Annotated in this window: 26 protein-coding genes and 1 pseudogene; 16 read left to right on the top strand and 11 right to left on the bottom strand. The window is 63.3% G+C overall.

Annotated elements, in window-relative coordinates:
• Positions 1 to 21 precede the first annotated feature (21 nt).
• Positions 22 to 1,542 carry a DEAD/DEAH box helicase gene (locus MUU54_RS11775; protein ID WP_247244204.1) on the bottom strand — a complete coding sequence of 507 codons (1,521 nt, stop codon included), beginning with the start codon at positions 1,540 to 1,542 and terminating at the stop codon, positions 22 to 24.
• Between the two features lie 342 nt (positions 1,543 to 1,884).
• Entirely contained in the window at positions 1,885 to 2,214 is a 330-nt protein-coding gene (locus MUU54_RS11770) for a hypothetical protein (RefSeq protein ID WP_376742086.1), read from the bottom strand.
• Between the two features lie 373 nt (positions 2,215 to 2,587).
• Between MUU54_RS11770 and MUU54_RS11765 the strand changes: the two genes are divergently transcribed.
• On the top strand, positions 2,588 to 6,250 hold the full coding sequence (locus MUU54_RS11765; protein ID WP_247244202.1) for a PAS-domain containing protein: 3,663 nt from the start codon (positions 2,588 to 2,590) through the stop codon (positions 6,248 to 6,250).
• Here MUU54_RS11765 and mnmC2 read toward each other — a convergent pair.
• Entirely contained in the window at positions 6,231 to 6,953 is a 723-nt protein-coding gene (gene mnmC2 / locus MUU54_RS11760) for a tRNA (5-methylaminomethyl-2-thiouridine)(34)-methyltransferase MnmC2 (RefSeq protein WP_247244201.1), read from the bottom strand. The genes MUU54_RS11765 and mnmC2 overlap by 20 nt on opposite strands.
• Between mnmC2 and MUU54_RS11755 the strand changes: the two genes are divergently transcribed.
• The 9 genes from MUU54_RS11755 to MUU54_RS11715 all read left to right on the top strand — a co-directional run bounded on the left by MUU54_RS11755 (position 6,952) and on the right by MUU54_RS11715 (position 12,393).
• The gene (locus tag MUU54_RS11755; RefSeq protein ID WP_247244200.1) at positions 6,952 to 8,139 is read left to right on the top strand and encodes an NAD(P)/FAD-dependent oxidoreductase; all 1,188 of its coding nucleotides are present in this window, start codon (positions 6,952 to 6,954) and stop codon (positions 8,137 to 8,139) included. The two genes, mnmC2 and MUU54_RS11755, sit on opposite strands and share 2 nt — an antisense overlap.
• An 82-nt stretch (positions 8,140 to 8,221) precedes the next feature.
• Positions 8,222 to 9,148, top strand: coding sequence for an allantoinase PuuE (gene puuE / locus MUU54_RS11750; RefSeq protein WP_247244199.1), 927 nt, complete (start codon positions 8,222 to 8,224; stop codon positions 9,146 to 9,148).
• Positions 9,145 to 9,642 carry a 2-oxo-4-hydroxy-4-carboxy-5-ureidoimidazoline decarboxylase gene (gene uraD / locus MUU54_RS11745; protein ID WP_247244198.1) on the top strand — a complete coding sequence of 166 codons (498 nt, stop codon included), beginning with the start codon at positions 9,145 to 9,147 and terminating at the stop codon, positions 9,640 to 9,642. The genes puuE and uraD overlap by 4 nt, the downstream gene beginning before the upstream one ends.
• Before the next feature lie 64 nt (positions 9,643 to 9,706).
• The gene (locus MUU54_RS11740; protein ID WP_247244197.1) at positions 9,707 to 9,997 is read left to right on the top strand and encodes a nucleotidyltransferase family protein; all 291 of its coding nucleotides are present in this window, start codon (positions 9,707 to 9,709) and stop codon (positions 9,995 to 9,997) included.
• The gene (locus tag MUU54_RS11735; protein WP_247244196.1) at positions 9,994 to 10,359 is read left to right on the top strand and encodes a HepT-like ribonuclease domain-containing protein; all 366 of its coding nucleotides are present in this window, start codon (positions 9,994 to 9,996) and stop codon (positions 10,357 to 10,359) included. The genes MUU54_RS11740 and MUU54_RS11735 overlap by 4 nt, the downstream gene beginning before the upstream one ends.
• Before the next feature lie 5 nt (positions 10,360 to 10,364).
• Positions 10,365 to 10,859: an ureidoglycolate lyase gene (locus MUU54_RS11730; RefSeq protein ID WP_247244195.1), complete on the top strand. Its 495-nt coding sequence runs from the start codon at positions 10,365 to 10,367 to the stop codon at positions 10,857 to 10,859.
• Positions 10,856 to 11,212 carry a hydroxyisourate hydrolase gene (gene uraH / locus MUU54_RS11725; protein WP_247244194.1) on the top strand — a complete coding sequence of 119 codons (357 nt, stop codon included), beginning with the start codon at positions 10,856 to 10,858 and terminating at the stop codon, positions 11,210 to 11,212. The genes MUU54_RS11730 and uraH overlap by 4 nt, the downstream gene beginning before the upstream one ends.
• 80 nt (positions 11,213 to 11,292) lie before the next feature.
• Positions 11,293 to 12,099 (top strand): hypothetical protein, encoded by an 807-nt coding sequence (locus MUU54_RS11720; RefSeq protein WP_247244193.1) that lies wholly within the window; start codon positions 11,293 to 11,295, stop codon positions 12,097 to 12,099.
• A 114-nt stretch (positions 12,100 to 12,213) separates the two neighbouring features.
• A complete protein-coding gene (locus MUU54_RS11715; protein WP_376742085.1) occupies positions 12,214 to 12,393 on the top strand; it encodes a DUF3606 domain-containing protein in 180 nt (59 codons plus the stop codon).
• A gap of 30 nt (positions 12,394 to 12,423) precedes the next feature.
• On the opposite strand, the pseudogene MUU54_RS24990 reads toward MUU54_RS11715, so the two are convergent.
• From MUU54_RS24990 to puuD, 4 genes and pseudogenes are all read right to left on the bottom strand, one after another.
• Positions 12,424 to 12,841 (bottom strand): annotated as a pseudogene (locus tag MUU54_RS24990) (type II toxin-antitoxin system HicB family antitoxin).
• Between the two features lie 216 nt (positions 12,842 to 13,057).
• A complete protein-coding gene (locus tag MUU54_RS11705; protein WP_247244192.1) occupies positions 13,058 to 14,203 on the bottom strand; it encodes an alpha-hydroxy acid oxidase in 1,146 nt (381 codons plus the stop codon).
• 122 nt (positions 14,204 to 14,325) lie between these two features.
• The gene (gene guaD, locus MUU54_RS11700; protein WP_247244191.1) at positions 14,326 to 15,639 is read right to left on the bottom strand and encodes a guanine deaminase; all 1,314 of its coding nucleotides are present in this window, start codon (positions 15,637 to 15,639) and stop codon (positions 14,326 to 14,328) included.
• Entirely contained in the window at positions 15,636 to 16,865 is a 1,230-nt protein-coding gene (puuD, locus tag MUU54_RS11695; protein WP_247244190.1) for a urate hydroxylase PuuD, read from the bottom strand. Before puuD ends, guaD begins: the two co-directional genes overlap by 4 nt.
• 299 nt (positions 16,866 to 17,164) lie before the next feature.
• Between puuD and MUU54_RS11690 the strand changes: the two genes are divergently transcribed.
• Positions 17,165 to 17,512 carry a hypothetical protein gene (locus MUU54_RS11690; protein ID WP_247244189.1) on the top strand — a complete coding sequence of 116 codons (348 nt, stop codon included), beginning with the start codon at positions 17,165 to 17,167 and terminating at the stop codon, positions 17,510 to 17,512.
• Between the two features lie 32 nt (positions 17,513 to 17,544).
• On the opposite strand, the gene MUU54_RS11685 is transcribed toward MUU54_RS11690, so the two are convergent.
• Both MUU54_RS11685 and xdhC read right to left on the bottom strand, forming a co-directional pair.
• Complete coding sequence (locus MUU54_RS11685) at positions 17,545 to 18,441, bottom strand: LysR substrate-binding domain-containing protein (protein WP_247244188.1); 897 nt, start codon at positions 18,439 to 18,441, stop codon at positions 17,545 to 17,547.
• Between the two features lie 353 nt (positions 18,442 to 18,794).
• Positions 18,795 to 19,586: a xanthine dehydrogenase accessory protein XdhC gene (gene xdhC, locus MUU54_RS11680; RefSeq protein WP_247244187.1), complete on the bottom strand. Its 792-nt coding sequence runs from the start codon at positions 19,584 to 19,586 to the stop codon at positions 18,795 to 18,797.
• 160 nt (positions 19,587 to 19,746) lie between these two features.
• On the opposite strand from xdhC, the gene MUU54_RS24590 reads away from it, so the two are divergent.
• The 5 genes from MUU54_RS24590 (at position 19,747) to MUU54_RS11660 (ending at position 22,489) form a co-directional block, all read left to right on the top strand.
• Complete coding sequence (locus MUU54_RS24590; protein WP_281433300.1) at positions 19,747 to 19,872, top strand: hypothetical protein; 126 nt, start codon at positions 19,747 to 19,749, stop codon at positions 19,870 to 19,872.
• Entirely contained in the window at positions 19,844 to 20,083 is a 240-nt protein-coding gene (locus MUU54_RS11675) for a diguanylate cyclase domain-containing protein (RefSeq protein ID WP_247244186.1), read from the top strand. Before MUU54_RS24590 ends, MUU54_RS11675 begins: the two co-directional genes overlap by 29 nt.
• 180 nt (positions 20,084 to 20,263) lie before the next feature.
• Positions 20,264 to 20,506 (top strand): hypothetical protein, encoded by a 243-nt coding sequence (locus MUU54_RS11670; RefSeq protein ID WP_247244185.1) that lies wholly within the window; start codon positions 20,264 to 20,266, stop codon positions 20,504 to 20,506.
• A gap of 24 nt (positions 20,507 to 20,530) precedes the next feature.
• On the top strand, positions 20,531 to 21,184 hold the full coding sequence (locus tag MUU54_RS11665; RefSeq protein WP_247244184.1) for a hypothetical protein: 654 nt from the start codon (positions 20,531 to 20,533) through the stop codon (positions 21,182 to 21,184).
• Positions 21,185 to 21,319: 135 nt separating this feature from the next.
• Complete coding sequence (locus MUU54_RS11660; RefSeq protein WP_247244252.1) at positions 21,320 to 22,489, top strand: GAF domain-containing sensor histidine kinase; 1,170 nt, start codon at positions 21,320 to 21,322, stop codon at positions 22,487 to 22,489.
• Between the two features lie 9 nt (positions 22,490 to 22,498).
• Here MUU54_RS11660 and MUU54_RS11655 read toward each other — a convergent pair whose 3' ends face one another.
• Both MUU54_RS11655 and xdhB read right to left on the bottom strand, forming a co-directional pair.
• Positions 22,499 to 23,014, bottom strand: a complete 516-nt coding sequence (locus MUU54_RS11655) for a GNAT family N-acetyltransferase (RefSeq protein ID WP_247244183.1) — start codon at positions 23,012 to 23,014, stop codon at positions 22,499 to 22,501.
• Positions 23,014 to 25,350 (bottom strand): xanthine dehydrogenase molybdopterin binding subunit, encoded by a 2,337-nt coding sequence (gene xdhB, locus MUU54_RS11650; protein ID WP_247244182.1) that lies wholly within the window; start codon positions 25,348 to 25,350, stop codon positions 23,014 to 23,016. Before xdhB ends, MUU54_RS11655 begins: the two co-directional genes overlap by 1 nt.
• Between the last annotated feature and the right edge of the window lie 2 nt (positions 25,351 to 25,352).

Below are 25,352 nucleotides of genomic sequence, written 5' to 3'. Positions count from 1 at the left end.
CTTCTCGTATCAGCCTAAAGCTCAGGCCGGACGACGCTTGCGGCCTTCGTTGCCACCGGTGTCGCCGCCGAAGCGGACCGGGCCGGGGTTGCCGCTGCCCTTCTGGGCGGGGCGGCCGTGGCCGTTGCGGCTGCGCTGGTTGGCGCTCTCATGCGCGCCGTGTGCCGCGGGCGCATTGCCCTTGCGGTGTTCCTTGCGCTGATCGTTGCGCGCCGCGCGGTTGCCGTTCGGCTGGGCTTGCCGTTCCGGAGCCTCGCTACGTCCCTCACCGTCCGCTGCGAAGAACGGCTTCCGGGCAGGGCGTTCGCGTCTCGGACGTCCTTCGCCGCCGGCCGGCTGGCCGTTGCCGCCGCGGCCACGGTTACCGCCGCGCTTGTTGTTGTTGCCCCGCGCCGGCCGGTTCAGGCCTTCCGGCCGCTCCCCGGAGGCGGTGGTGATCTCGATGCCCATCAGCTTCTCGATGTCGCGCAGCAGGCCGGTTTCTTCCGGCGTGCAGAAGGCGATGGCGATGCCGTCACGACCGGCGCGTGCGGTACGGCCGATGCGGTGGACATAGGCATCCGGCACTTCCGGCAGGTCGTAATTGAAGACGTGGGTGACGCCCGGAATATCGATGCCGCGTGCAGCGACGTCGGTCGCAATCAGCGTCTGGATCTCGCCTTCGCGGAATCCCTTCAACGCCCGTTCACGCTGGCCTTGGCTCTTGTTGCCGTGGATGGAGGCAACCGAGTAGCCGACCTGGTCGAGATGCTTCATCAGCTTCTCGGCGGTGTGCTTGGTACGCATGAAGACGATCGCGCGGCCGTCGGCATTGGCAGTCAGCGTCTGCTTCAGCAGTTCGGTCTTGTCGTTCTTGCCGCCGAGGAAATGCACATACTGCTCGACTTTGTCGGCAGCCTTGCCAGGAGGCGTCACGGAGACCTGGATCGGATCCGCCAGGTATTCACCGGCCAGTTCGGCAATCGCCTTCGGCATAGTGGCGGAGAAGAGCAGCGTCTGCCGGCGCTTCGGCACCATCTTGGAAATCTTGCGCAGGTCGTGAATGAAGCCGAGGTCCAGCATCTGGTCCGCTTCATCGAGCACGAGGTAGCGGACGGTGGTGAGCCCGATCGCCTTGCGGGCGACGAGGTCGAGCAGGCGGCCGGGGGTCGCGACGAGAATGTCGGTGCCCTTTTCCAGCATCTGCTGCTGCTTGTTGATGGAAGCTCCACCGACAACCGAATTGATCTTCAGCGGCATGCCGCGGACATAGCTCTTCAGGTTGACGGCGATCTGGTTTACCAGCTCGCGGGTCGGAGCCAGGATCAGGGTGCGGGTGGTGCGGTTGTCGGGACGCTTCGGGTCCTTCGACAGCATCTCGATCAGCGGCAGGCCGAATGCGGCCGTCTTGCCGGTGCCCGTCTGGGCAAGGCCGATCAGGTCGCGGCCTTCGAGGAGATGCGGGATAGCCTGCGCCTGGATCGGCGTCGGGTTTTCGTAACCGAGGGTGGAAAGGGTGGCTACGAGGTGCTTGGCGAGGCCAAGCTCATGGAAATTCGTCAAGTCGAATACCTTTTCGGGGCGCCAAAAGCGCACGACCGGGTACGACACCATGCCGTCCGGTTTGCCCTTGGCGTCAAGAACCCCGCGTGAAGTGGGAACTTGTTTGTTGGAAATTGCTTCCCAGCGCGTAAACCCTCGGGGGCGAGGGAGATCTATCTGTGCGCCTTGTTCCTTCTTCGCGATCGGTTGTCGCAGGGCCAGCTCACGCGGCGGCCGGAAGGTGAAAGCTGAGCGTCATGTGGTGGAACGGCGGCGCAAAGTCAAGTGACGATTTTGCGACGCCCGAATGCAAGAAGCCCGTCGTCCTTGCGGAGACGGGCTTCGACGAGAGGTCCTGGCTGCTCAGTAGCAGACGCGCGCGCGGTAGGCTTCGCCCCACTCGTTTTCCACCCATTCGAAGTGGCAACGCGGTGCGGGACGGTAGTAGGTGCGGCGGTAGACCCGGCGCGGCGGCGGCGCATACTCGTACTGCGGCTCCACGTAGATAGGGGCAGGGCGCGGTTGCGACGCAATCGCGCCGCCGATCAGGCCGCCGGCCAGTCCGGCTGCGACGCCGACCCAGACGTCGTCACTATGGTGACGGCCGCCTGCATGGGCTGCCGGTGCGGTTGCCGAAAGCGCGCCGGCCGTCGACAGAACGACCAGGCCCGCGGTGGTGAATTTCTTGAACATGGACATCTCTTGTTCCTTTCCCTCTCCAGGGCACGCAAGCAGCGTCGGCCACGATGCAAGCACTTTGAAGGAATGCGAATGAACGCAGGCTGAACGGACTCGCGGGCTGCCACCGCGCCACGGTTGAAGATGCTGCAGAATTTTGCAGCCTCAGCGGGAACTGTGTCGGCGCGACGGCAATCGCGTGGCGGAACCGTGAGGAGCGGCGGAAAGGAATCAAGAGCGCGAAATCGGCGGGATTGCGGACCTTTGGGCGGCGCCGACCACCGTCTCAAGAAGTTGTTAACGCTCGCTATGGTGTTATTCCCGAATCGGAGCACAACACAAATCGCGCGGCACCGGCCGAATGCGGTTGGAGCGGAAGACGGTGGGGATGCAGGGTCAACTGCTGGAGACGGCCTGCGCGCGGATCGACGATGTGCGTGAGCCCGCCTTCATCAAGGACAGCGCACTCAATTACGTCGCGGTCAACGGCGCCTATGCGGCACTGTTCGATGCCGTGCCCGAAGAGCTTCTCGGTCAGCCCACCCGCACCGTCGAAATTGCCACCGGCGGCGCAGACCGGCGCGACAAGGAGTGTCGCGCACTGATCTTCGGAACGGAAGAGAAGGCGCAGTTCGTCGAGACCGGTGGCGGGCCGGTCTTCGAGATCGCAATCGAGCGCTTCGTCACCGAAGACGACCGGACCTTCGTGTTCGGTCGTTTCAGCCCCGTAGAGGAGACGGGCAAGGTGACGCGGCTGGTTGCGCCACAGGGGAGGGGAGAGGACATGCGCTTGGACGCAGACGGACAATGGCAGGATCTGCAGCTCGAGGACGCGCTCGACCTTCTCGATGTCGGTATCGGGATTTATGACGAGACCAATGCGCTGATCTATTACAACGCGCAGCTTGCTGACTTCTTCGACACGTTTGGCGTCTCGCTTCGGCACGGGTTGAGGTTCGAGAAGATCCTCGAGGAGATTTACGAGAAGCGGGTCAAGAACAGCCCGCGGCTGGCCGGCCGCCAGCCTCCCGAAAAGTCAGCCTGGGTGGATGAGCGCGTCAAGACCTTCGGCCTGCCCTATTCGGAAACGGTGGAGCAGTTGCTCGACGGGCGCTGGCTGAAGAGCATCAACAAAAGGCTGGACAACGGTCTCGTCATCGCACTTCGCTCCGACGTCACCGACTTCAAGGAGCAGGAGCATCTCCTGCGCAAGAATTTCGGCGAAACCGAGCTGCTGCGCGCCGTGCTGGAAGACCTGCCGGTGGCCGTCTTCATGCGCGACAGCAAGCAGCGGCTGGAATTCGTCAACGCCGCCTACGAACAGATGTTCGGCGACAAGCGCGACAACATCCTCGGCAAGACCGATGCCGAGATGTTTCCGTGGAAGGCGGAGCGCAGCCAGACGGAGAACGAGCGAATCTTGGCGGGCTCGGAAGCCGCTGAGAAGGCGGAGGACAAGACTTTTCCGGATGGCCGCGTCGTTCCTGTTCTGACCCGTCAGATGCGGGTGGTCGATGCGGAAGGCGAGCCGCATCTGGTCGGCTCGATCACCGATATCACGCCTTACAAGCAGGCGACGGAGCACGCGGAAAAGCTGCGCCAAGACATGCAGACCATCCTCGGCGGTATCCCCGTCGGGATCGCCATCCTCGACCGTGATCTGAGCTTCGAATACGTTAATCCGGCCTTTTACGGCTTCTGGGATGCAGGAGAGCGGTTCGAACTGATCGGCCGGCCGTATCGCGACTTCCTCCAGGCCAATTTCGACAACGGCATCTACGCCCACACGGGCAAGAGCTTCGAGGAGATCTACGACCAGCGGATTGCCGATCTCACCCATGATGGCGAGCAGCCGCCGATCGAGGTTCGCAGCGCCCAGGGGCGCGTCATCCTGATTTCCGGCACGCGGCTGACCGGTGAAAAACTGCTGCTCAGCTACACGGACATCACCGCGATCCGCAAGCGCGACGAAGAGGTGCGGGCAGCCCAGCAGGCGCTCGACCGCCAGGGCGCGCTGATGCGCGAGGCGACGAGCGCCATGTCGCAGGGGCTATTGATCCTGCACGAGGGCACGATCGTCTTCTCCAACAATGCGCTTCCGACGATGCTCGACATCCCGGAAGAGCTCGGCGATCCCGGGGCCTTGTGGCGCGACCTCTTCCGCCACTGCGTCAAGCGCGGCGATCTCGGTCCCACCGACGAGGCGATGGAGACATTGCGCGCCTGGGAAGAGGATGTCAGCCAGGGCAAATCCGTCGAGGCGACCTTCAAGATCGAAGGCCGCAAGTGGATCCAGGTCGAAGCCAATCTCAGCGGCAGCGACCACTGGCTTGCCGTCTTCACCGACGTCACCGACGTCAAGGAGCGCGAACGGGAACTGACGCGGCTCGTTCAACGGGCCGAGGCTGCCGACAAGGCGAAGTCGGAGTTCCTAGCCAACATGAGCCACGAGATCCGCACGCCGATGAACGGCGTCCTCGGCATGGCCGAACTGCTGGCGAAGTCCAACCTCGATACGCGGCAGAAGACCTTCATCGACATCATCGTCAAGTCCGGCAACGCGCTGCTCACGATCATCAACGACATCCTCGACTTCTCCAAGATCGACGCAGGACAGATGAAGCTGCGCAAGGCGCCCTTCGATCCGGTGGAGGCGATAGAGGACGTCGCGACGCTTCTGTCGTCTTCGGCAGCGGAAAAGGACATCGAGCTGATCGTCCGGGGCGACGCCTCGGTCAAGGAAACGGTGCAGGGCGATGCAGGCCGCTTCCGCCAGATCATCACCAATCTCGTCGGTAATGCAGTCAAGTTTACCGATAAGGGTCACGTCTTCATCGACCTTCACTCGGAGGCACTTGCCGAAGGGGAGATGATGCTGAGCGTGCGGATCGAGGATACCGGACTCGGAATCCCCGACGAGAAGCTGAAGTCGGTCTTCGAGAAGTTCTCTCAGGTCGATACCTCCTCGACCCGCCGTCATGAGGGTACGGGTCTTGGCTTGGCCATCACCGCAGGCCTCGTCGATCTCTTCGGCGGCCATATCGACGTGTCGAGCGAGGTGGGCAAGGGCTCGGTCTTCACCGTCTATCTGCCCTTCCAGGTGGTCAGCGAGCGCAAGAGCAACACGACGCTGCCGGTCAACACGGCGGGCGCGCGCGTGCTCGTGGTCGACGACAATGCCGTCAACCGACGTATCCTGACCGAACAGCTCACCATGTGGGGCTTTGATACGGTGGCGGCCGACGGCGGTGCGGAGGGGCTGGCGGTGATGGGCGAGGCTGCACGTCTGGGCATCACCATTGATGCGGTTGTGCTCGATTATCACATGCCGGAGATGAACGGTCTCGACGTCGCCCGCCGCATCCGCGGCGACCATCGCTTCGATGGCGTCGGGGTCATCTTCCTCACCTCTATGGACATGGCCGGCGACGAGGCGACCTTCGCCGCCCTCAACATCCAGGCGCATCTGATGAAGCCGGCGCGGGCAAACCTTCTGAGGGCAACGGTCATCGAAGTGGTGCGCGCCGTACGCATCAAGCGGAACGCGGCCATGACGCAGCAATCGACGCCCGTCGTTGCTGGGCCCGTTGCAGCCGTGCCTGACGCGGTCAGTCCTATCAGCGCATCGACGCCTGCCGCTCGCGCAGCGCCCGAGCTCGACGTGCTGGTGGCGGAGGACAACGACGTCAACCAGATCGTCTTCACGCAGATCCTGCAGGCGACGGGCTGGCGCTTCGAGATTGCAGAGAACGGCGCCAAGGCTGTCGAGGCCTGGCAGGAGAAGAACCCTTCGCTGATCCTCATGGACGTCTCCATGCCTGTGATGAACGGGCATCAGGCGACTCAGAAGATCCGTGAACTGCAAAAGCAGACCGGCGGCCATGTGCCGATCATCGGCGTGACGGCGCATGCGCTGGAAAGCGACAAGCAACTCTGCCTCGCCGCCGGCATGGACGACTACATGTCGAAGCCCATCAGTCCGGAATTGCTCGAGCAGAAGATTCGCCAGTGGCTGGGAGATGCGGGCGCCTCTAGGTCGTCCCGTTCATAGTCCTGAGCCCGCACAGCATCTCGCGCTTGCCGGCGAAGCCCGGTCGCCGCTCGACCGCAAAGCCTGCCGCCTGGAGGTTGCGCCGCACGAAGCCCGCTGCGGCATAGGTGGCAAAGCTGCCTCCCGGCCGGGTGTGGTCATGGATCGCCTGCATCAGTTCCGGCGACCACATTTCCGGATTGCGGGACGGAGCGAAGCCATCGAGGAACCAGGCGTCGAAGCATGCCGATTCTGCGCTTACACCCTCCAGCGCAGGCCCGATGGAAACCGTCAGCCGCGTCTGCTCGTCGGCAATAATCTCCACCCGTCCCTGCGGCTCCGCCGGCCAGGCCTCGACCAGGGCCCGTCGCTCGTCTTCGATTTCCGACCAGTGGGACAAGGCACGGTCGATCTCTTGAGCCTGCATAGGGTAGAGCTCGAAGGAGGTGAAGTGGAGGCTTGAGCCCGGCCGCCAGTTACGCTTCCACTGACGCCAGGTTTCGCAGAAGTTCAAGCCGGTGCCGAAGCCCAGTTCGCCGATGCGGAAATTGCCGCTGGCCTGCCACCGCTCCGGCAAGCCGTTGCCGGCAAGAAAGACGTGGCCGCATTCGAGCCGCCCGTCGCTGCGGCAATAAAAGTGGTCGCCAAACTGGGTGGAAAAGGGCATATCGCCCTCATGCCATTGAAGGCCTTCGCCACCATCCTTGGAAATCTCGTCGCTCATGACCTCAGCCGATAGTCTCGCCGGCCGGGCCGGTCAATCGCTTCCCTCGCAGAAGGACCTCGTCATCATCGGCGGCGGCATCATGGGCCTCTGGGCCGCCCTCAAGGCCGATCGGCTCGGCATCCCGACGCTTCTGCTAGAAGCTGACTGGATCGCCAGCGGCGCAAGCGGTGGACTGCTTGGCGCGCTTATGGCGCATGTGCCGGACCGCTGGAACGACAAGAAGCAGTTCCAGTTCGATGCGCTCGTTTCGCTGGAAGCGGAGATTGAGCAGCTTGAGCTAGAAACCGGCCGATCCTGCGGCTATCGCCGCTCGGGGCGGCTGATCCCGCTGCCAAAACCGCATCTGCGGGAGATCGCGCTGCGGCACCGGGAGGGGGCAAATGAGAACTGGCGCGCCGACGGCCGCGACTTTGCGTGGAACGTGCTGGATGCGTCGGAGAGCTTCGGTCTCGATCCGGCCTTTACCGAAGCGGGGGTGGTTCACGAGACGCTCGCCGGGCGCGTCTCGCCGCGCATGCTGATGTCGGTCTTGGCGGAGCGCCTGCGCACGGCCAAACATGTGACGGTGATCGAAGGGGCGCCGGTCGCTCGCGTCGCGCCGGAGCAGAAAGGCGTTGTGATGAAGGATGGCGCCGAGATCTCCTTCGGCCACTGCGTGGTCGCGGCAGGACCTGCGTCATTTCCCACGCTGGATAGGGTTGGCGCGCCTTTGCCACGTTCGCTTGGCCGCCCGGTCAAGGGGCAGGCGGCGCTCCTGAAGGCCGTTATGGACCCGGCGCAGCCGGTGATCTTCCTCAACGGGCTTTACGTCGTTCCCCATGACGACGGCATGGTAGCGGTGGGCAGCACCAGCGAGGAAGAGTTCGAAGCGCCCTTCGGAACGGATGAAAAGCTGGACGACCTGATTGAGCGCGCGCGCCAGTTGGTTCCGACCTTGTGTCAGGCGGAGGTTGTCGAACGTTGGGCGGGCCTTCGCCCGAAAGCCATCGGCCGGGAGCCCATGGTCGGGCCGCATACCGATCACCCTGAGCTCATCGCACTGACCGGCGGCTTCAAGGTCAGTTTCGGCATCGCCCACCGGCTGGCGGATGCAGCCCTGTCGGCCATGGCCGGTCGGCCGATGGACGTCCCGGCATCTTTCACCTTCGTCAGTCATCTGGCGCTTGCGAAACAGCCGTCCTGATCGGGTCGCTAGCTGTCGTTTCCGTCTCGACAGCGGCGGACCGGCTGGCTACCGTCATCACCATGTTTCACAAGGTGATTTGATGTCCGTGAACGATTATCCCCGCAATCTCGTCGGCTATGGCCGGAACCCGCCCGATCCGAAGTGGCCGGACGGCGCCCATGTCGCCGTCCAGTTCGTCATCAACTACGAAGAGGGCGGCGAAAGCAGCATCCTCGATGGCGATTCGGCCTCGGAAAACCTTCTGTCGGAGATTGTCGGCGCCGCTCCTTGGCCGGGGCAGCGCAACCTCAACATGGAGTCGATCTACGAATACGGCTCGCGTGCCGGATTCTGGCGCTTATGGCGGATGTTCACCGAACTCAAGGTGCAGACGACCGTTTACGGCGTGACACTTGCCATGGCGCGCAATCGGGAAGCGGTTGCGGCGATGAGAGAGGCAGGCTGGGAAATCGCCAGCCACGGCTACCGCTGGCTGGAATACAAGGATTTCCCGGAGGAGAAAGAGCGCGAGCACATTCGCGAGGCCGTGCGCCTGCACACGGAACTGACGGGCGAGCGCCCCTACGGCATGTACCAGGGCAAGCCGTCCGACAACACACTGCGGCTGGTGATAGAGGAGGGCGGCTTCCTCTACTCGTCCGACTCGTATGCGGATGACTTGCCTTACTGGGTGCCCGGTCTCGGCGGCAAGCCGTTCCTGATCATCCCCTACACGCTGGAAACGAACGACATGCGGTTTGCCACGCCGCAGGGGTTCAACTCTGGCGACCAGTTCTTCACGTACCTGAAGGATGCCTTCGACGTGCTCTACCAGGAGGGCAAGGAAGGCGCGCCCAAGATGATGTCCGTCGGCCTGCACTGCCGCCTCGTCGGGCGTCCCGGCCGCGCCGCCGCGCTTCGTCGCTTCATCGAATACGTCCTGTCCCACGAGAAGGTGTGGATCCCGCAGCGGATCGAGGTCGCCCGCCACTGGCACGAGCATCACAAGCCCGGAGGCGCTGCATGACCGCCCGCGAGGATTTCATCGCCCGCTTCGGCGGTGTCTTCGAACATTCGCCCTTCATCGCGGAGCGTGCCTATGACAGCGGCATGATCTTTGTGCCGCTGACCGCAAAGGGCATTCATGAAGCGATGGTGAGCGTGTTCCGGCAGGCAAGCCGCGAGGAACGGCTTGGCGTGCTGCGGGCCCATCCCGACCTCGCCGGCAAGCTCGCCATCGCGGGAGAACTGACGGAAGACAGCCGCAATGAGCAGGCGGGCGCCGGCCTTGACCGTCTGACCCCGCAGGAGCACGCCCGCTTCACCGATCTCAACACTGCCTATACGGAGAAATTTGGCTTCCCCTTCATCATCGCCGTCAAGGGTCTCGACAAGCACGAGATCCTCGAGGCCTTCGAGAGGCGGATCCACAACAGCCCGGAGCAGGAGTTCGGGACCGCAGCAGCCCAAGTCGAACGCATCGCCAGCCTTCGTCTGGCAGCGCTTCTCCCGGAGGGATGAGCGGCATGTTCTTTCCAGCCTGTCTCCGATCGCCTATATTGACGGCATCAGGAGTGACTTGACCATGAGACCTTCCGAGGTGCTGGAGCAGAACAGAGAAGCGATCCGCGCTGCAACGGCCCGTCGCAGGGCGCCCAATCGGCGTGTTTTTGGTTCTGTTGCGCGGGGTGAGGACGGGTCAGACAGCGATCTCGATATCCTGATCGATGCTCTGCCCGGCATGACCTTGTTCGATCTCGGAGGGCTTCAAGCCGAGATGGAGGATCTACTGCCTTGCCGGGTCGACGTGGTCACAGCCAGTGGCCTGAAGGCGCGGATGCGCGACCGGATACTTACCGAAGCGCGCACCATATGACACCGGAAGAGCGCCTGCTCGATAACGTTATCGATATGGAGGAGGCGGCGCGGGAAGCGATCGAATCCCTTGAGGAGGTGAGCCTTGGGGAACTCGAGCAGGATCTCTTGCATCAGCGTGCCGTAGCGACGACCTTCGTTTTACTCGCGACCGCCGCTGCACGTATCCAGACGTTGTTTCCGGACATTGCGTCCGAGCAACCGGAGACCGCCTGGAGCAAGATCCAGGGGCTGCGCAACCTCGTGGTTCACCAATATGACCGGCTGGATTGGCGTATCATATGGGAGACGGTGCAGTCTTACCTGCCGAAGCTTGTCCGACAGATCGACCAGCTCCGCCACCCGCATATCCAGGGAGAATGATCCCTTTGCCCATCGAACTCCCTATTCGTCCCTTAACGGCCGTGACATTCGCGCCCTTCGGTGAAGTCCTGGAAGCCGATCCTTCTACGGTGCGGCTGATCAACGGCGGCACAACCGAGCGCTTCCACCGTCTCTCGGTTGCCGAGGCCGCAGGCGAGAATGTCATCATCAGCCTGTTCCGCGGCCAGCCGCGGCGCTTTCCTTACGCGATCGCCATGATGGAGCGCCATCCCTTCGGCAGCCAGAGCTTCTCGCCGCTCTCGGGGCGTCCCTTCCTCGTCGCCGTCGCTGAGGATGAGGATGGACGGCCCGGCCCGCCGCAGGTCTTCTTGGCCACCGGCAGCCAAGGGGTGAACTACCGTCGCAACGTCTGGCATCACCCGCTGATGGCGCTCGGGGATGTCAGTGATTTCCTGGTGGTCGACCGCGATCGGCCGGAAACGAACCTGGAAGAATCCGCCTACGAGAGACCCTATTTGATCGAGGAGCCAAGCCTATGACCGGCCTCACCACCCATGTCCTGGATACGGCGCGAGGCGTCCCGGCACAGGGGCTGAAGATCGACCTTTACCGGCTTTCGGGCAACGGGCGTGAAAAAGTGAAGAGCGTCGACACCAATGCCGATGGCCGTGTCGATGGCGGGCCGATTCTTGCCGACGATGCCTTCCAGGCCGGCGAATACGAGCTGGTCTTCCACGCCGGAGACTACCTGCGCATGACGGGGCACAACCTGCCGGAGCCCGCCTTCCTCAATGTCATCCCAATCCGCTTCGGCATCGCCGATACGACGGCGCATTATCACGTCCCGCTGCTTCTTTCGCCCTTCGGCTACTCCACCTACCGGGGCAGTTGAACCCCGGGTAAGGGACCCGCGGAAACCTTTCGGAAACCATCGCGCACCCATACTCTGCCGCGAGTCGATGAGAGGGCGAGATGGCGGGACCGAAACGCAAGACGGCACGCAAGGGCGGCGGGAGCAGGAAGCGCTCCGCAAGCCATGGCGGCAGTTCCACCTGGATGTGGGGCGTGGCGCTCGTGGCAGTGGTCGGCGGCATCGCAGCCTACGATAACTCCATCGCCTTGCGGCGTTTCGCGGCGTCCGTCATGGACGGGAAGCAGGCCCTCACGGCCTCGCGCGAAGCTGCCAAAACGCCGGCGGAGCGGACGGCGCATCGTCCTCAGTCCGCAGCCAGACATGTCCCGGTGCCGCAGCGCCCGGTCGGTCAAGGTGAGCGCGAGAGCAAGAGGATCGCGGTGCACCAGCGCCATGACGGCATGCAGACGGCGGCCATCAGCCCGCCGGCGCCAATCGGCAAGCCTGAAGCCAGCCGCGCGTCTGCCGTGAGGTCTGCAGCGATCAAGCCGCACGCCCCGGAGGCGTCCGGTGGCCGCCATCAGACAAAGTTCTTTCTGTGCGGCACGGCCAAGCAGGATGACTGTGTTATCGCCGCTGATCGTTTCATGCTTAAGGGCGAGACGATCAGGATCGCCGGCATCGAGGTACCAGACATCAAGAAGCCGCGGTGCGAAGCCGAGCGAATCAAGGCGAGCGACGCGAAGCTTCGGATCCGAGCCTTCCTTGACTCCGGGCCCTTCGACATCATCGCTGCCAGTGCCGGCGATGAAGACAGCGGCGGCCACAAGATCCGCGCCATCATGCGCAACGGCGTGTCGCTGTCGGACGTGCTCGTGCGGGAGGGCCTCGCCAAGCGCCCCGGTTCCATCGGCGGCTGGTGCTAGACGGCCCTCAGCTTCTGAACGCTCAGGCGCACTCCTCACTATCCGCCGCTCGTCCGGAACCTTTTGAATCGCCGAGGATTCTACTTGCGTAACAGCATTCAGGAGGATCTGACGATGAGCCACACGAACCGCGGACGGGCGCAAGATCGAGCCCGCGTCGCTGCCGGACAGGACTACGAAGTCCGCTACGAAGCCGACAAGGAAGGTGTGTCCAAGGCAGAGGTCAAGGACGCCGTGCACGACGTCGGCAACAGCCGCAAGAAGGTTGAGGCGAGGCTGGAAGAGGGCGAATAGTCTCAAGCGCCCGGAGTTGTGTCTGCTCGCTTAGAGCGGGCCGCCTTCTCGCTCCATTTCATGTCGCGCCGCTCCTGCAAGGAACCGCGACCGCGTCGTCTTGACGAGAAGCGAACGCATCGACCCTCCTCAGGACGTCCTCGGGCAAGGTGATGTTGATGCGCACTGCCCGAGTCTCTGGCTCTTCACCGAGACGAGGATGGGAGGCCGTCTCAATTGGCGGGGTCGCTCATCACGATTTCGAAGGGTGCAGGCTCCGGTAGCGTATCGCCATCCTCAAGCATCCTTCGACGTGAAAGGACAGTGCCTCTTCGGCAAGATGTCTTGCCTCATCCAGCGTCACGCCAGCTGTGACGACGCCCGGAAAATCAGGAAACGAGACGCCGTAATCGCTGCCTTCTTCCTTGTGAATGAGGCGATGTAGCTGATCTGCTCGCCTTAGTTTCAGACCCACTGTTTCTCGATGCTTTGCAGGGTGCCGACCGGGATGTCGCGTTCGGGTGAGACACAGTGACACGGCATGGCTTGAACGATTGCTTCATCTGCACGTGGCTGCTTTTCGGGCAACTACACGCCAACCGTTCTTCTCAAGCGCGGCGATTCCGTCAGCACTCTTCATCTGTGCAATATGTACACACAGCTACACCCTCAAGGATACTGTTGCTTAAAGCCGCGTCTCCGCAATCACGCTGCGGTCCACGGTCTGGATGTCCCGCTTGCCGCAGAGGGCCATGGTGACGTCCATCTCCTTGCCGATGATCTCCAGCGCCGTCGTCACCCCTGCCTTGCCCATGGCGCCCAGCCCATAAAGATAGGGACGGCCGATATAGGTGCCGCGGGCGCCGAGCGCCACGGCTTTCAGCACGTCCTGGCCGGAGCGGATGCCGCCATCAAGATGGACCTCGATACGGTCACCGACGGCGTCCACGATCCGCGGCAGCATGCTGATCGAGGAGAGGGCACCGTCCAGCTGCCGTCCGCCGTGGTTGGAGACGATGATGGCATCGGCGCCGGTCTCGGCGGCGGCGCGCGCGTCCTCCTCGTCGAGGATCCCCTTAAGGATCAGCTTACCGCCCCAGCGTTCCTTGATCCAGGCGACGTCCTTCCACGAGAGCTGCGGGTCGAACTGCTCCGCGGTCCAGGAGGACAGTGAGGAAAGGTCGGAGACGTTCTTTGCGTGGCCGACGATGTTGCCGAAGCCGCGGCGCTTGGTGCGCAGCATGTCCATGCACCAGAACGGTTTCGTCGCAAGCTGCATTCCGTGGTGAAGCGTCCACTTTGGCGGGGCAGAGAGCCCGTTTCGGAGATCCTTATGGCGCTGGCCGAGGATCTGCAGGTCGAGCGTCAGCATCAGAGCAGAGCACTTCGCCGCCTTGGCCCGGTCGATCAGGTTGTTGATGAAGTCGCGGTCCTTCATCACATAGAGCTGGAACCAGAAGGGCTTCGACGTCACCGATGCCACGTCCTCGATCGAGCAGATCGACATCGTGGAGAGGGTGAAGGGGACGCCGAATTCTTCCGCAGCCTTGGCCGCCAACATCTCGCCGTCGGCGTGCTGCATGCCGCAAAGCCCGGTCGGCGCCAGCGCCACCGGCATCGATGCCTCCTGGCCAACCATCGTGGTGGCGAGCGAGCGGTTCGTCATGTCTACCAGTACGCGCTGGCGTAACTTCACCTTGGCGAAGTCTTCCTCGTTGGCGCGGTAGGTTCCTTCGGTCCAGGAGCCGCTGTCGGCATAGTCAAAGAACATCTTCGGCACCCGGCGCCGCGCGTGCGTCTTCAGGTCGGCGATGGTCAGCGGCTTGGACATGATCGGAATTTCCTCCCCCGGCGCAGTCTCATGGTCAGCTAGCATGAGTCATTTGAAGACGTCAGCAAAAAAGACGCACCATGACGTTCGAAGTATGCAGAAGCCGAAGTGCGCCTGAAGAGTTATGAACCAAGGCTTCGCTTCATCGCCTTGCCCGCCACGTAGGTTTCCGCCACCGCCCGATCATCGCCCATGGTCTGCAGCAGGAAGAGCTCCTCTGGCAGCGTCGTCACCGTTTCCATCCTCAGCGCCATGGCGGGTGTGGCGGCGGCGTTCAGCACCACGAGGTCGGCATCGGTGCCGACCTCTAGGGTCCCGATCCGGTCGACCATCGAGAGCGCCTCGGCATTGCCGCGGGTCATCAGGTGGAAGCTGTCCAGCGGGTTCAGCCGCTCGCCCTGGACCTGCTGGATCTTGTAGGCTTCGTCCATCGTGCGCAGCATGGAATAGCTCGAGCCGCCGCCGATATCCGTCGCCACTCCCACCCGCACGGGCTTTTCGCGCCGGCGAATGGCGTTCAGCGGAAACAGGCCGGAGCCGATAAAGAGGTTGGAGGTCGGGCAATGGACGGCGACCGAGCCGGTTTCGCTCAGAACGTCCGCTTCGCGGTCGGAAAGGTGGATCGCGTGGCCAAGAAGCGTCTTGTCCCCCAGTAGACCGTAATGGGCGTAGATGTCGGTGTAGTCCTTCGCCTCCGGATAGAGTTCGCAGGTGTAGCGGATCTCGTCGAGGTTTTCCGACAGATGCGTCTGGATGTGGAGGTCCGGGAACTCCTTCGCCAGTGCCTGCGCCACCTCCATCTGCTCCGGCGTCGAGGTGATGGCGAAGCGCGGCGTGATGGCGACATAGTTGCGGCCCTTGCCGTGCCAGTCGGCGATCACCGCACGGGTCTCGTCATAGGCCATCTGCCGCGTGTCGAGCAGGCCCTGCGGCGCATTGCGGTCCATCATCACCTTGCCGCCGACCATGCACATGCCACGCTTCATCGCCTCGGCGAAATAGGCGTCGGCGGAGGTCTTGTGAACGGAGCAATAGGCCACTGCCGTGGTCGTGCCATGGCGCAGCAGTTCGTCGTAGAAACGGCCGGCGATCCGTGTTGCATGATCCGTATCGACGAAGCGCAGTTCCTCGTGGAAGGTGTAGGTGTTCAGCCACTCCAGAAGGCTGCCGGCGTAGGACGCGATAACCTGCATCTGCGGGAAGTGCAGATGCGTGTCGATCAGGCCCGGCAGGATGAGATGCGGCCGATGGTCGGTCTCCTCGACATCCGCCGGGGCCGTAGCCTTCACCTGCGCATACTCCCCGATCGCGGCAATCTTGCCGTCGTCCATCAACAGGCCGCCGTCGTGCTCGTAGGCGTAGCTCTCGGTATCGGTCAGGCTCATCGGCGCCCGCTTGAAGGTCAGCAGGCGGCCGCGGATCAGGGTCTTCGTCATTGCGAAACTGTGCTTTCATACCAGGCGGTGAGCAATTGACGCTCCTCCGCCGAAATCTCTGTGATGTTGCCGGGCGGCATGGCGTGGCTGCGGCCGGCCTGGATGTATATCTCGCGAGCGTGCCCCGCAATCTCGCCGTCGGTCTCCAGCTTCACGGATTTCGGCGGGAAGTTGACGCCCTCCCAGACAGGTTCGGCCGCATGGCACATGGAGCAGCGCGACAGCACCACGTCACGCGCAGCCTCGAAGTGGGCATTCGATTCGAAACGCTGCTGGATCGGTGAAAGTGCTGCGGCATCCTCTTCGCCCGTCAGCACCTTCGGCACGGTCGAAAGCCACATGATCAGGATGAAGAGGATGACGGTGGCAAGCCAGGTCCAGGTCGGTTTCTCCTTGCGGGCATGGGTGGTGTTGAACCAGTGCCGGATCGTCACCCCCATCAGGAAGACGAGTGCCGCAATGATCCAATTGAACTGGGTCGCAAACGCCAGCGGATAATGGTTCGACAGCATGAAGAAGATGACGGGCAGCGTCAGGTAGTTGTTGTGCAACGAACGCTGCTTGGCGATGACGCCGTATTTCGGATCCGGCGTGCGGCCGGCGATGAGGTCTGCCACCACGACCTTCTGGTTGGGAATGATGATGAAGAAGACGTTGGCCGACATGATGGTGGCGGTGAAGGCGCCGAGATGCAGGAAGGCGGCGCGGCCGGTGAAGACCTGCGTGTAACCCCAGGCCATCGCCACCAGCACGACGTAGAGAAGCACCATCAGGCCCCAGGTGTTGCGGCCGATCGGCGACTTGCAGAGCTGGTCGTAGACGATCCAGCCGACCGCGAGCGAGGCGAGCGAGATGGCGACCGCCTGCCATTGGGACAGCTCCATCACATGCGGGTCGATGAGGAAGAGGTCCGCGCCGGCATAATAGACGATCGCCAGCATCAGGAAGCCGGAAAGCCAGGTCATGTAGCTTTCCCATTTGAACCAGGTCAGGTGCTCGGGCATCTGTGCCGGCGCCACCAGGTATTTCTGGATGTGGTAGAAGCCGCCGCCGTGTACCTGCCATTCCTCGCCATAGGCGCCGGCTGGCAGATGCGGCCGCTTCACCAGCCCGAGATCAAGCGCGATGAAGTAGAAGGACGAGCCGATCCAGGCGATGGCGGTGATCACATGCAGCCAGCGTGCCGCAAGCGACAGCCATTCCCAGGTCACGGCATATTCATACATTTGCAAATCCCTCAGGAGACCTTCCCCCGACTCGGCACATTGCGAAAAATTGGCGGGAGAGGGAAGGGGCTGCGGCGTCAGATTCACGCCGGAGATAAATGACCGGCCGGAGGGAATTCGTGTCTGTGCCCCGGTTGCCGCAGCGTACCACAGGAGCCAGGGCTCTTGGGAGAAAGTGGCAAAGCGTATGCGCGAATATTCGCGTTTCCTGCATCCGCAGCGCATGCCATCAGCCGGTGTCTGCATGGGGGGTGCTGCGCTTTCGCCGATGCTGATCGTCCGTCAACGGAGAATGACCCATGCGAAGCATACCGATGACCTTCATCCTGGCGCAAAGCCTCTTATTTGCCGCCTTGCCTGCAGGATCGCACGACGCGCCGGCCGGCTGGCAATACGACAAGTTCTGCTGCAACGGCGATGGCCACAATGGCGACTGCCAGATGATATCGACGAAGAACGTCAAGATCACCGAACGAGGCTACGAGATCTCTCTTGGTCCCGGCGACCACCGACTGGTCACCCGGCCACATCACTTCACCCTGCCGCAGAGCAAGGCGCGCCGTTCAAGGGACGCCGAGCACCATCTCTGCCTCTATCCCACGGAAGAGACGTTGCGCTGCTTCTACGCGCCGCCGATGGCGTTCTAGATGCGGACCCCGCCTCCGGACACGAGCGGCGCTCAGTCTTGGAAGGTCGGCATCGTCTTGCGCATGAAATCGCGAAAGGCACGAACCTTCGGTGCGTTGCGGCGGTTCTTCCGATAGGCCAACCAATAGTCGGTCCCATCATAGGCGAGCAGATCGAAGGGCTGGATGATACGTCCGAGCGCGACGTCGTCAGAATAGAAGTCCGGCATCAGGATCGCCACTCCGTGGCCGGCGACGGCCGCTGCCGCCTCGAAAGCCTGTGCGCCGAAGCGGCTGGCGGGCCGGCCGGACAGGTCGACGTCGGGAAGACCCGCGGCGGCAAACCAGAGCCGCCACCAGGGATCGTCGGGGTCGATCAGTCTCAGCTTCAGCAGGTCCTCGGGTTTCTCGACGCCGCCAACTGTGGCGGCAAGCGTGGGGCTCAGCATCGGCGTAAACTGGCTCTTCATCAGGAAATGCGCCTTCAGTCCGGGCCAGACGCCGGTGCCGGAGCGGATGGCAATGTCCGCTGCGGTTTTGGAGAAGTCGATGATTTCCTGAGAGGTTTCCAGCCGGACTGCGATACCCGGGTTCTCCAGCTGGAAGGTACCAAGATAGCGTGCCAGCCAGCGCGCGGCGAAGGTCGCGGTCGTGTGGATCGTCAGGGTGCCTTGCGACGCATCTTTCATGCCTGCCAGTGCGTCTGAAATGATGGAGAAGGCTTCCGTGATCTTCGGCGCCAGCCGGATGCCGGCTTCCGTCAGGCTCACCTGGCGAGGCCGGCGCAAAAACAGCTGTTCCCCCAGCATGTCCTCGAGCAGCTTGATCTGGTAGCTTACGGCCGTCTGGGTCAGCCCGAGCTCATCGCCCGCCTTGGTGAAGCTCATGTGGCGGGCAGCTGATTCGAAGACGCGGAGTGCATTGAGCGGATATTGCCGTGACATCTTCATGCATAAGCTCTCTTGATCCAAGATGCTTATTATTCAATTGGTGCGCAGCCGCGTGACGGCGCATCATACGCTCACATTTCTCCAGCGAAAGTGGGCTCAGATGTCTATTCTCGATAGTTTATCCTATGATCTGCGGAAGGTGCGCTTTTATCCGCCCCGACCGGCAGGGCTGCTGTTCATGCTTGCACCGCCGCGCCGACCCAGAAAGAGAATTGATCTGGAGGATTTGTCGGAGGATGTCCTGCGCGATATCGGTCTTCGCGACGGAAGGTCGATCCAGAAAGATGCCGGCCGGAGACGCGCCTGGCGCGAGGCACTGTTCACGTTCCCGCCGCGCAGCCTCTGAGCGGCTGCTACGACAGGAGTGTCAGCAGTTCAGCGGCCACCAGTGCGGCAATCACGGCCGGCCGCTTGTCGCGCACGCTGCTGCCGCCGATCGGAAGTACGAGGCGGTCGATGAGGCTTTTGTCCAAGCCCTCGCGCTTCAGCCAGCCGGCGAAGGTGGCGCGCTTGGTCTGCGAGCCGATCATCCCGACATAGGCGAGGTCAGTCCGCGATAGCGCTTCGCGCGCGATCAGGAAGTCCAGCGCGTGGTCGTGGGTTAGCATGACGACCGCGCCACCCGGCGGGATCTCCGCCACCACCGCTTCTGGCATGGCGACGCAGCGCCTCGCCACGTCCGGCGGCAGGTCTTGCAGCGCTTCCTGCCGCGTCTCCACTACCGTCACCGAGAGGGGCAGCGGACGAAGCGCTTGAGCAAGCGCCAGCCCCACATGGCCTGCACCGAACAGGAAGACGGATGGATGCTGTCGCTCCTCCTTCAGCAGCCGCTCCTTCAGCCTCTCGGCAATAGCCGGCGTCAGCGGCGAAAACGCCAGCCGCGTGCGACCGCCGCAGCACTGGCCGATTTCCGGACCGAGCGGGACTTCCATCACAGCCTGGCCGCTCCCTGAGAGCATGGCGCGCGCGTTGTCGATCGCCAGAAACTCCAGCCGTCCGCCACCGATAGTCCCCCAGATGTCGGCCTGGCTCACCAGCATGACGGTGCCCGCATCGCGCGGCGTGGACCCGCGAGCGTCAGCGATCTCGACGAGGACGGTGTTGGGATGAGCGGCCAGAAAGGTGGGGAGGGATTTCTCGGGCATGGTCGCACGCTATAGCACAGACAGATATTGGCGTGCATCGCCCTCCGCGCCTCCCGGTCTGGCGGCGGGGGCGTAGTTAAAATCTTCTTAGCCTTTGGTCCCTGATTCTTGGGGCGGTTCAATCCGTCGCATAATTCTGCGCGGCGCGCTGTCGGGCACCATGACAAACAACTTCTCGATTGCTTCTCTCATTCCTGCATCGCAGGACCTCTATAGAAAGATCGTCTCTGAGATTGCCGACGGCATCATCGGCATCGATGAGGCGGGCGTCATCCGGCTCTGCTGAGATCCTTCCGGCCAATTCACGACCGCAGGACCTTGCCGGACGATGGGGTGGCGAGGAATTTGTTCTCTTTCTGCCGGACGTAGCGGACCAAGCGGCGCTGAATATCACGGAGGACGTCCCCTTTGGCCTTCGCTCAATCCCGCTTCGCCTGGGGCCATTCAGGCGCGGAAAGACTGACGGCAAGCGCAGGCCTTGCGTCCGGAGAGGTTGACGCTTCGGCGCTGGATGTTCTCGTCACCTGTGCCGACGATGCGCCTTAACGGGCGGAGGGATCGGGCCGCGACAAGGTGATCACTCTCCGCCTCCCGGCAGAGGCTTCCGGATCCTGAGGATGCCCGTGTGGCTTCGACCATGATGTGCTAGGTTTGCCCGGACCAACCGGGAAGCCATCATGAACAAACGTCTCCATGCTGTTGCATGGCTGCTGATCGGCGGCCTCGCCACCGCGATGTTCTTCGTCAATCCGCTCGCCGATGTCGCTGCCCGGTTCAGCCGCGAGGTGACAGTTGCAACCGGCGCGCTCTACGGTACGCTGCGCGTCGCCAATTCGCTGATGAGCGTGGCGAAGGATGCGGACGTCACCGGCGGCGTCGGTGTTGCCTCAGTCACCGCAAGCCCTGGCCAGCTGCTGTAGCCGGTCACCAACACGATCGACCGGATGGCGGATCTGCTCTTCTACCTGGCCGTGGCGTCCGGCATCCTGTCGCTGGTCCTGGTGCCGGTGGCGAAGACGGCCTCGACCGTGCTTGCCGTGGTCGCCGCTCTCTCGGCGCTCCTGCTTCTATCAACGCGCTCCGTTCCGCCGGCGCTGGAAAGGCTGTCGCGTTCGGTGGTGGTGATCGGGGCGCTCGGCGCCATTCTTCTGCCGGCTTCCTATTCGCTTGCCTTCTATGCCGGCAACGCCATCACCGAGGAGGCCTGGCAGGGAGCGACGCAGGTGTTTCGCCGCATGGATGCAGAATACGAGCCTGCGGCGGTCGAGCAGCAGGTGGAGGTTCTCAAAGATGCCAAACCGCTCGCCGCCACCCCGCCCGTCACCGAAGAGGACGGCATCCTCGACCGCCTCGGCTCCGCCGTCGATGCCTCGCGCTCGGCCATCAGCGGCACCTTGGGCGCCGCCTCGGGCCTCGCGCAGTCCGTCACCAGCGGCGTCAGCGAGAATGCCCGCATCATCACCGATGGCGTGGCGATCTCCGCCGACCTCTTCTCTGCTTCCATCGCGATAGCGGTTGCTTATCTCGTCAAGCTCCTCGTCCTGCCGCTCATGATCTTCGGCGCTCTGGTCTATGTGTTGCGGACAGCGCTCCGATGAGGCTCGTCGCCGTCTTGGAATCTAGATCGACTGCTCTATAGTCTTCGGAAGGGGAAGGCGCCTCGGGTGGCGGCTTCGGGTTTAGCGTTTTCTTCTCGGTCGATGGCGAACGATATTCAGCAGGACGTAGAGGTGATGCAGGGGATCGCAGCGATCCCGGGCATCCTCGAAGTGATGTGCCGCTCCACGGGCATGGGCTTCGCAGCCGTGGCACGTGTCACCGAAGATCGCTGGATCGCCTGTCAGGTCCTCGACAACATCGGCTTCGGATTGCCCGCCGGGGGCGAGCTTGATGTCGAGACGACGCTCTGCCACGAAGTCCGCCAGTTTCGCGACGTGATCGTCATCGACAATTTTGCGGAGGATCCGTTCTACTGCAACCACCACACGCCGCACCTCTATCGATTGCAGAGCTACATCTCCGTTCCCATCACTCTGCCGGACGGGCGCTTCTTCGGAACCTTGTGCGCTATCGATGCAAAGCCTGCCAAGCTCAGCGATCCCCAGACACTGGCGACTTTCAAGTTGTTTGCCCAACTCGTCGGCTTCCAGTTCGACGCCGCAGAGAAGCTCAGTTCGGCGCGCGCCAGCCTGATCGGCGAAAAGGCGGCCTCGGAATTGCGAGAACAGTTCATCGCGGTGCTCGGCCATGACCTTCGCAATCCCGTCGCCTCGCTGACCGGCGGGATCAGCATTCTTCAGCGCGAACCGCAGACGGAGAAGTCGACGCGGGTGCTAAACATCATGCGCAGCAGCCTGCTTCGCATGTCCGGCATGATCGACAACGTCATGGATTTTGCCCGCGGGCGGCTCGGCGGCGGCATTGCGCTGCAACGGGATCACGACAATCCGCTCGGTCCGACGTTGGAGCAGGTCGTGTCTGAAATCCGCTCGGGCCATCCGGAGCGGAGCATTGAGTTCGATCATCGCCTGTCGGATGTCGTCCCGGTGGATCATCAGCGGATCGCGCAGATGTTCTCCAACCTCCTCGGCAATGCGATTACCCACGGATCGGCCGACCACCCGATCCGGGTCAACGCGACGATTGCCGAGGGTGAGCTGCACCTGTCCGTCGCCAATGCGGGGGACCCGATCCCGCAGGAGGCGCTGGAGAAACTCTTCCAGCCGTTCAAGCGCGGCGAAAAGGGTTCCAGCCTGCGGGGACTTGGCCTCGGGCTCTACATCGCGTCACAGATCGCCGAAGCGCATGGCGGACGACTCGAAGTCAACTCCGATGAGCGCGAGACCCGCTTCACCTTCCGCATGCCGGCCTCCGCTGCCCAGCAGGAGCAGGCGGCGCAGTAGCGGATTTGCTCACTCGGCTTTGACGTCGAATGCAGGTGCGAAGGTGAGTTCGCCCTCAGGAGCGTCGCCGTGAAAGACGACCCATTGGACGTATTTCGGGTCGACTCCCGCGTAACGCAGCGAACCGTCGCTGGTGAAGCTCGAGCTGCGATAAACTTCCGGTGCGCCAACCAAAGCGCATCCCTTGGCACCTCTCTGCTTCAGCCGCTCGAGCCCCTCTTGAATCATGCGCTTGCCGATCCCCTGCCGCTGAAGCTCGGGAAGGACCGAGATGGGGCCTAAACCGAACCAATGGTCCCAGGTGTCGTCGATTGTGATCGACGAGAAGGCGACGTGGCCGACGATAGCCCCGTCCTGCTCGGCGACCAGCGACAGAACAAGATCGCCTGAGGTCCGCAGTGCACGGATGATGGCGGGCTCCGTGCCGCTGCTGAATGGCATCGTCTCGAACGCCCGTGCCGTGAGGTCGTGAATGGCGTCCTCGTCGCCCGGTCGCTCCGGCCGTATTCGCGGGCCGTCAGCCATCAAAGCGCCTTCAGCCGCTCCACCGCCATCAGCACCCGTTCCGGCGTTGCCGGCGCATCAAGCCGCGGGCAGACCTGGTAACCCGCGACGCTCGCGACCGCCATGGAGATCGCCTCCAGCACCGAGATCGCCAGCATGAAGGGCGGCTCCCCGACGGCCTTGGAACGGCCGATCGTCGGCTCGGCGTTCTGCGACCACTCCGCCAGCTTAACGTTGAAAACCTTCGGCCGGTCGGAGGCAAGCGGGATCTTGTAGGTCGACGGCGCGTGGGTCCTCAACCGCCCCCTGTCGTCCCACCACAACTCCTCGGTCGTCAGCCAGCCCATGCCCTGCACGAAGCCGCCCTCGATCTGGCCGATGTCGATGGCCGGATTGAGCGACTTGCCGACGTCGTGGAGGATGTCGGTCCGCTCCACCATGTATTCCCCTGTCAGCGTGTCAATCACAACTTCCGAGCAGGCGGCGCCATAGGCGTAGTAGTAGAACGGCCGCCCTTGGCCCGCCTCGCGGTCCCAGTGAATGTCCGGCGTCTTGTAGAAGCCGGCCGCGGAGAGATGGACGCGGTCGTAATATGCAGCGCGCACCAGCGTGTCGAACGGCACTACTTGGGTGCCCACCCGCACCCGGTTCGGCAGGAACTCGACCTCTTCGCGCGCCACCTCGAACTGGCGCATGGCAAAGTCGATCAGCCGCTCCTTGATTTGCCGCGCAGCATCATAGGCCGCCATGCCGTTCAAATCGGAGCCGGAGGAGGCGGCGGTGGCCGAGGTGTTCGGCACCTTGGCGGTCGTCGTCGCGGTGATCTTAACCCGCTCGATGTCGACGTTGAAAGTGTCGGCCACCACCTGCGCCACCTTGACGTAAAGGCCCTGGCCCATCTCCGTCCCGCCATGATTCAGGTGGATCGAGCCGTCCTGGTAGATGTGGACAAGTGCGCCCGCCTGGTTGTAGGCGGTCATGGTGAAGGAGATGCCGAACTTCACCGGCGTCAGCGCGATGCCCTTGCGGATGACGGGACTGTTCTCGTTGAACTCGATGATGGCCCGGCGACGCGCCTGGTAGTCGGACGACTTTTCCAGTTGCTCCACCACGCGGGCGATCACGTTGTCCTCCACCTCCTGGTGATAGGGCGTGGTGGTGCGTCCGGAGCCTGGCTGGCCGTAGAAGTTCAGCTTGCGGATCTCCAGCGGATCCTTGCCGAGCGCATAGGCGATCTCCTCGATCACCCGCTCAGCGCCGAGCATGCCCTGCGGGCCGCCAAAGCCGCGAAACGCGGTATTGGAGACGGTATGCGTCTTCAGCGGCTTCGAGGTCAGGTGCACATGCGGATAGAAATAGCTTGAGTCCGCATGAAAGAGGGCGCGATCGGTCACCGGGCCGGATAGGTCGGCGCACCAGCCGCAGCGGGCGGCATAGGTGGCATCCACCGCATGGATGCGGCCCTCGTCGTCGAAGGCGACGTCGTAGTCGACGCGGAAGTCGTGTCGTTTGCCGGTGACCGCCATGTCCTCGTCGCGGTCGGGGCGGAACTTCACTGCACGGCCGAGCTTCTTGGCGGCGACCGCCGCAAGGCAGGCGAAGTGATTACCCTGGGTTTCCTTGCCGCCGAACCCGCCGCCCATGCGGCGGATGTTGACGGTGACCGCGTTGTTGGCGACGCCGAGCACATGCGCCACCATGTGCTGCACCTCGCTCGGATGCTGCGTCGACGACCAGACCGTCACATCGTCGTCCTCGCCGGGGATCGCCATGGCGATCTGGCCTTCGAGGTAGAAATGCTCCTGGCCGCCGATCGCCATGCGGCCCTGCAGGCGGCGCGGCGCCTTGTCGAACTCAGTATGCGGTTCCCCGCGGGTCAGCGTCATCGGCTGCACCACCAGCGGCTCGCCATTGGCAAGCGCGCCCTCGATGTCGGCCCAGTGCGGCAGGTCGCGGTAGGTGATCTTCGCCAGGCGCGCTGCTCGGCGGGCCTGGTCGCGCGTCTCCGCAATCACCGCGAAGATCGGCTGGCCGTGGAAGTGCACCTCCTTTTCCGCCAGCAGCGGCTCGTCGTGGCGGCCGGTCGAGCCGACGTCGTTGAAGCCGGGAATGTCGTCGGCCGTCATCACCCAGACGACGCCCGGTGCCGCCTTCACGGCTTCCAGATCTACGGAGACGATCTCCGCATGCGCCCGGTCCCCCATGCCAAGCGCCGCATGCAGCGTGTCTGCCGGCTCGCGCACGTCGTCAATATATTCAGCCGTGCCGGTCACATGCTTGTGGGCGGAATCATGCCGCAGCGGAGCATGCATCTGCCCGTTGATGGTGCTTTTCGGGTCAAAGGCCGAAGTGTCCATGG

Source organism: Pseudorhizobium tarimense, assembly GCF_022968135.1.
In the GTDB taxonomy this organism is placed as follows: domain Bacteria; phylum Pseudomonadota; class Alphaproteobacteria; order Rhizobiales; family Rhizobiaceae; genus Neorhizobium; species Neorhizobium tarimense.
This window is presented reverse-complemented; position numbering and strand designations above follow the sequence as displayed.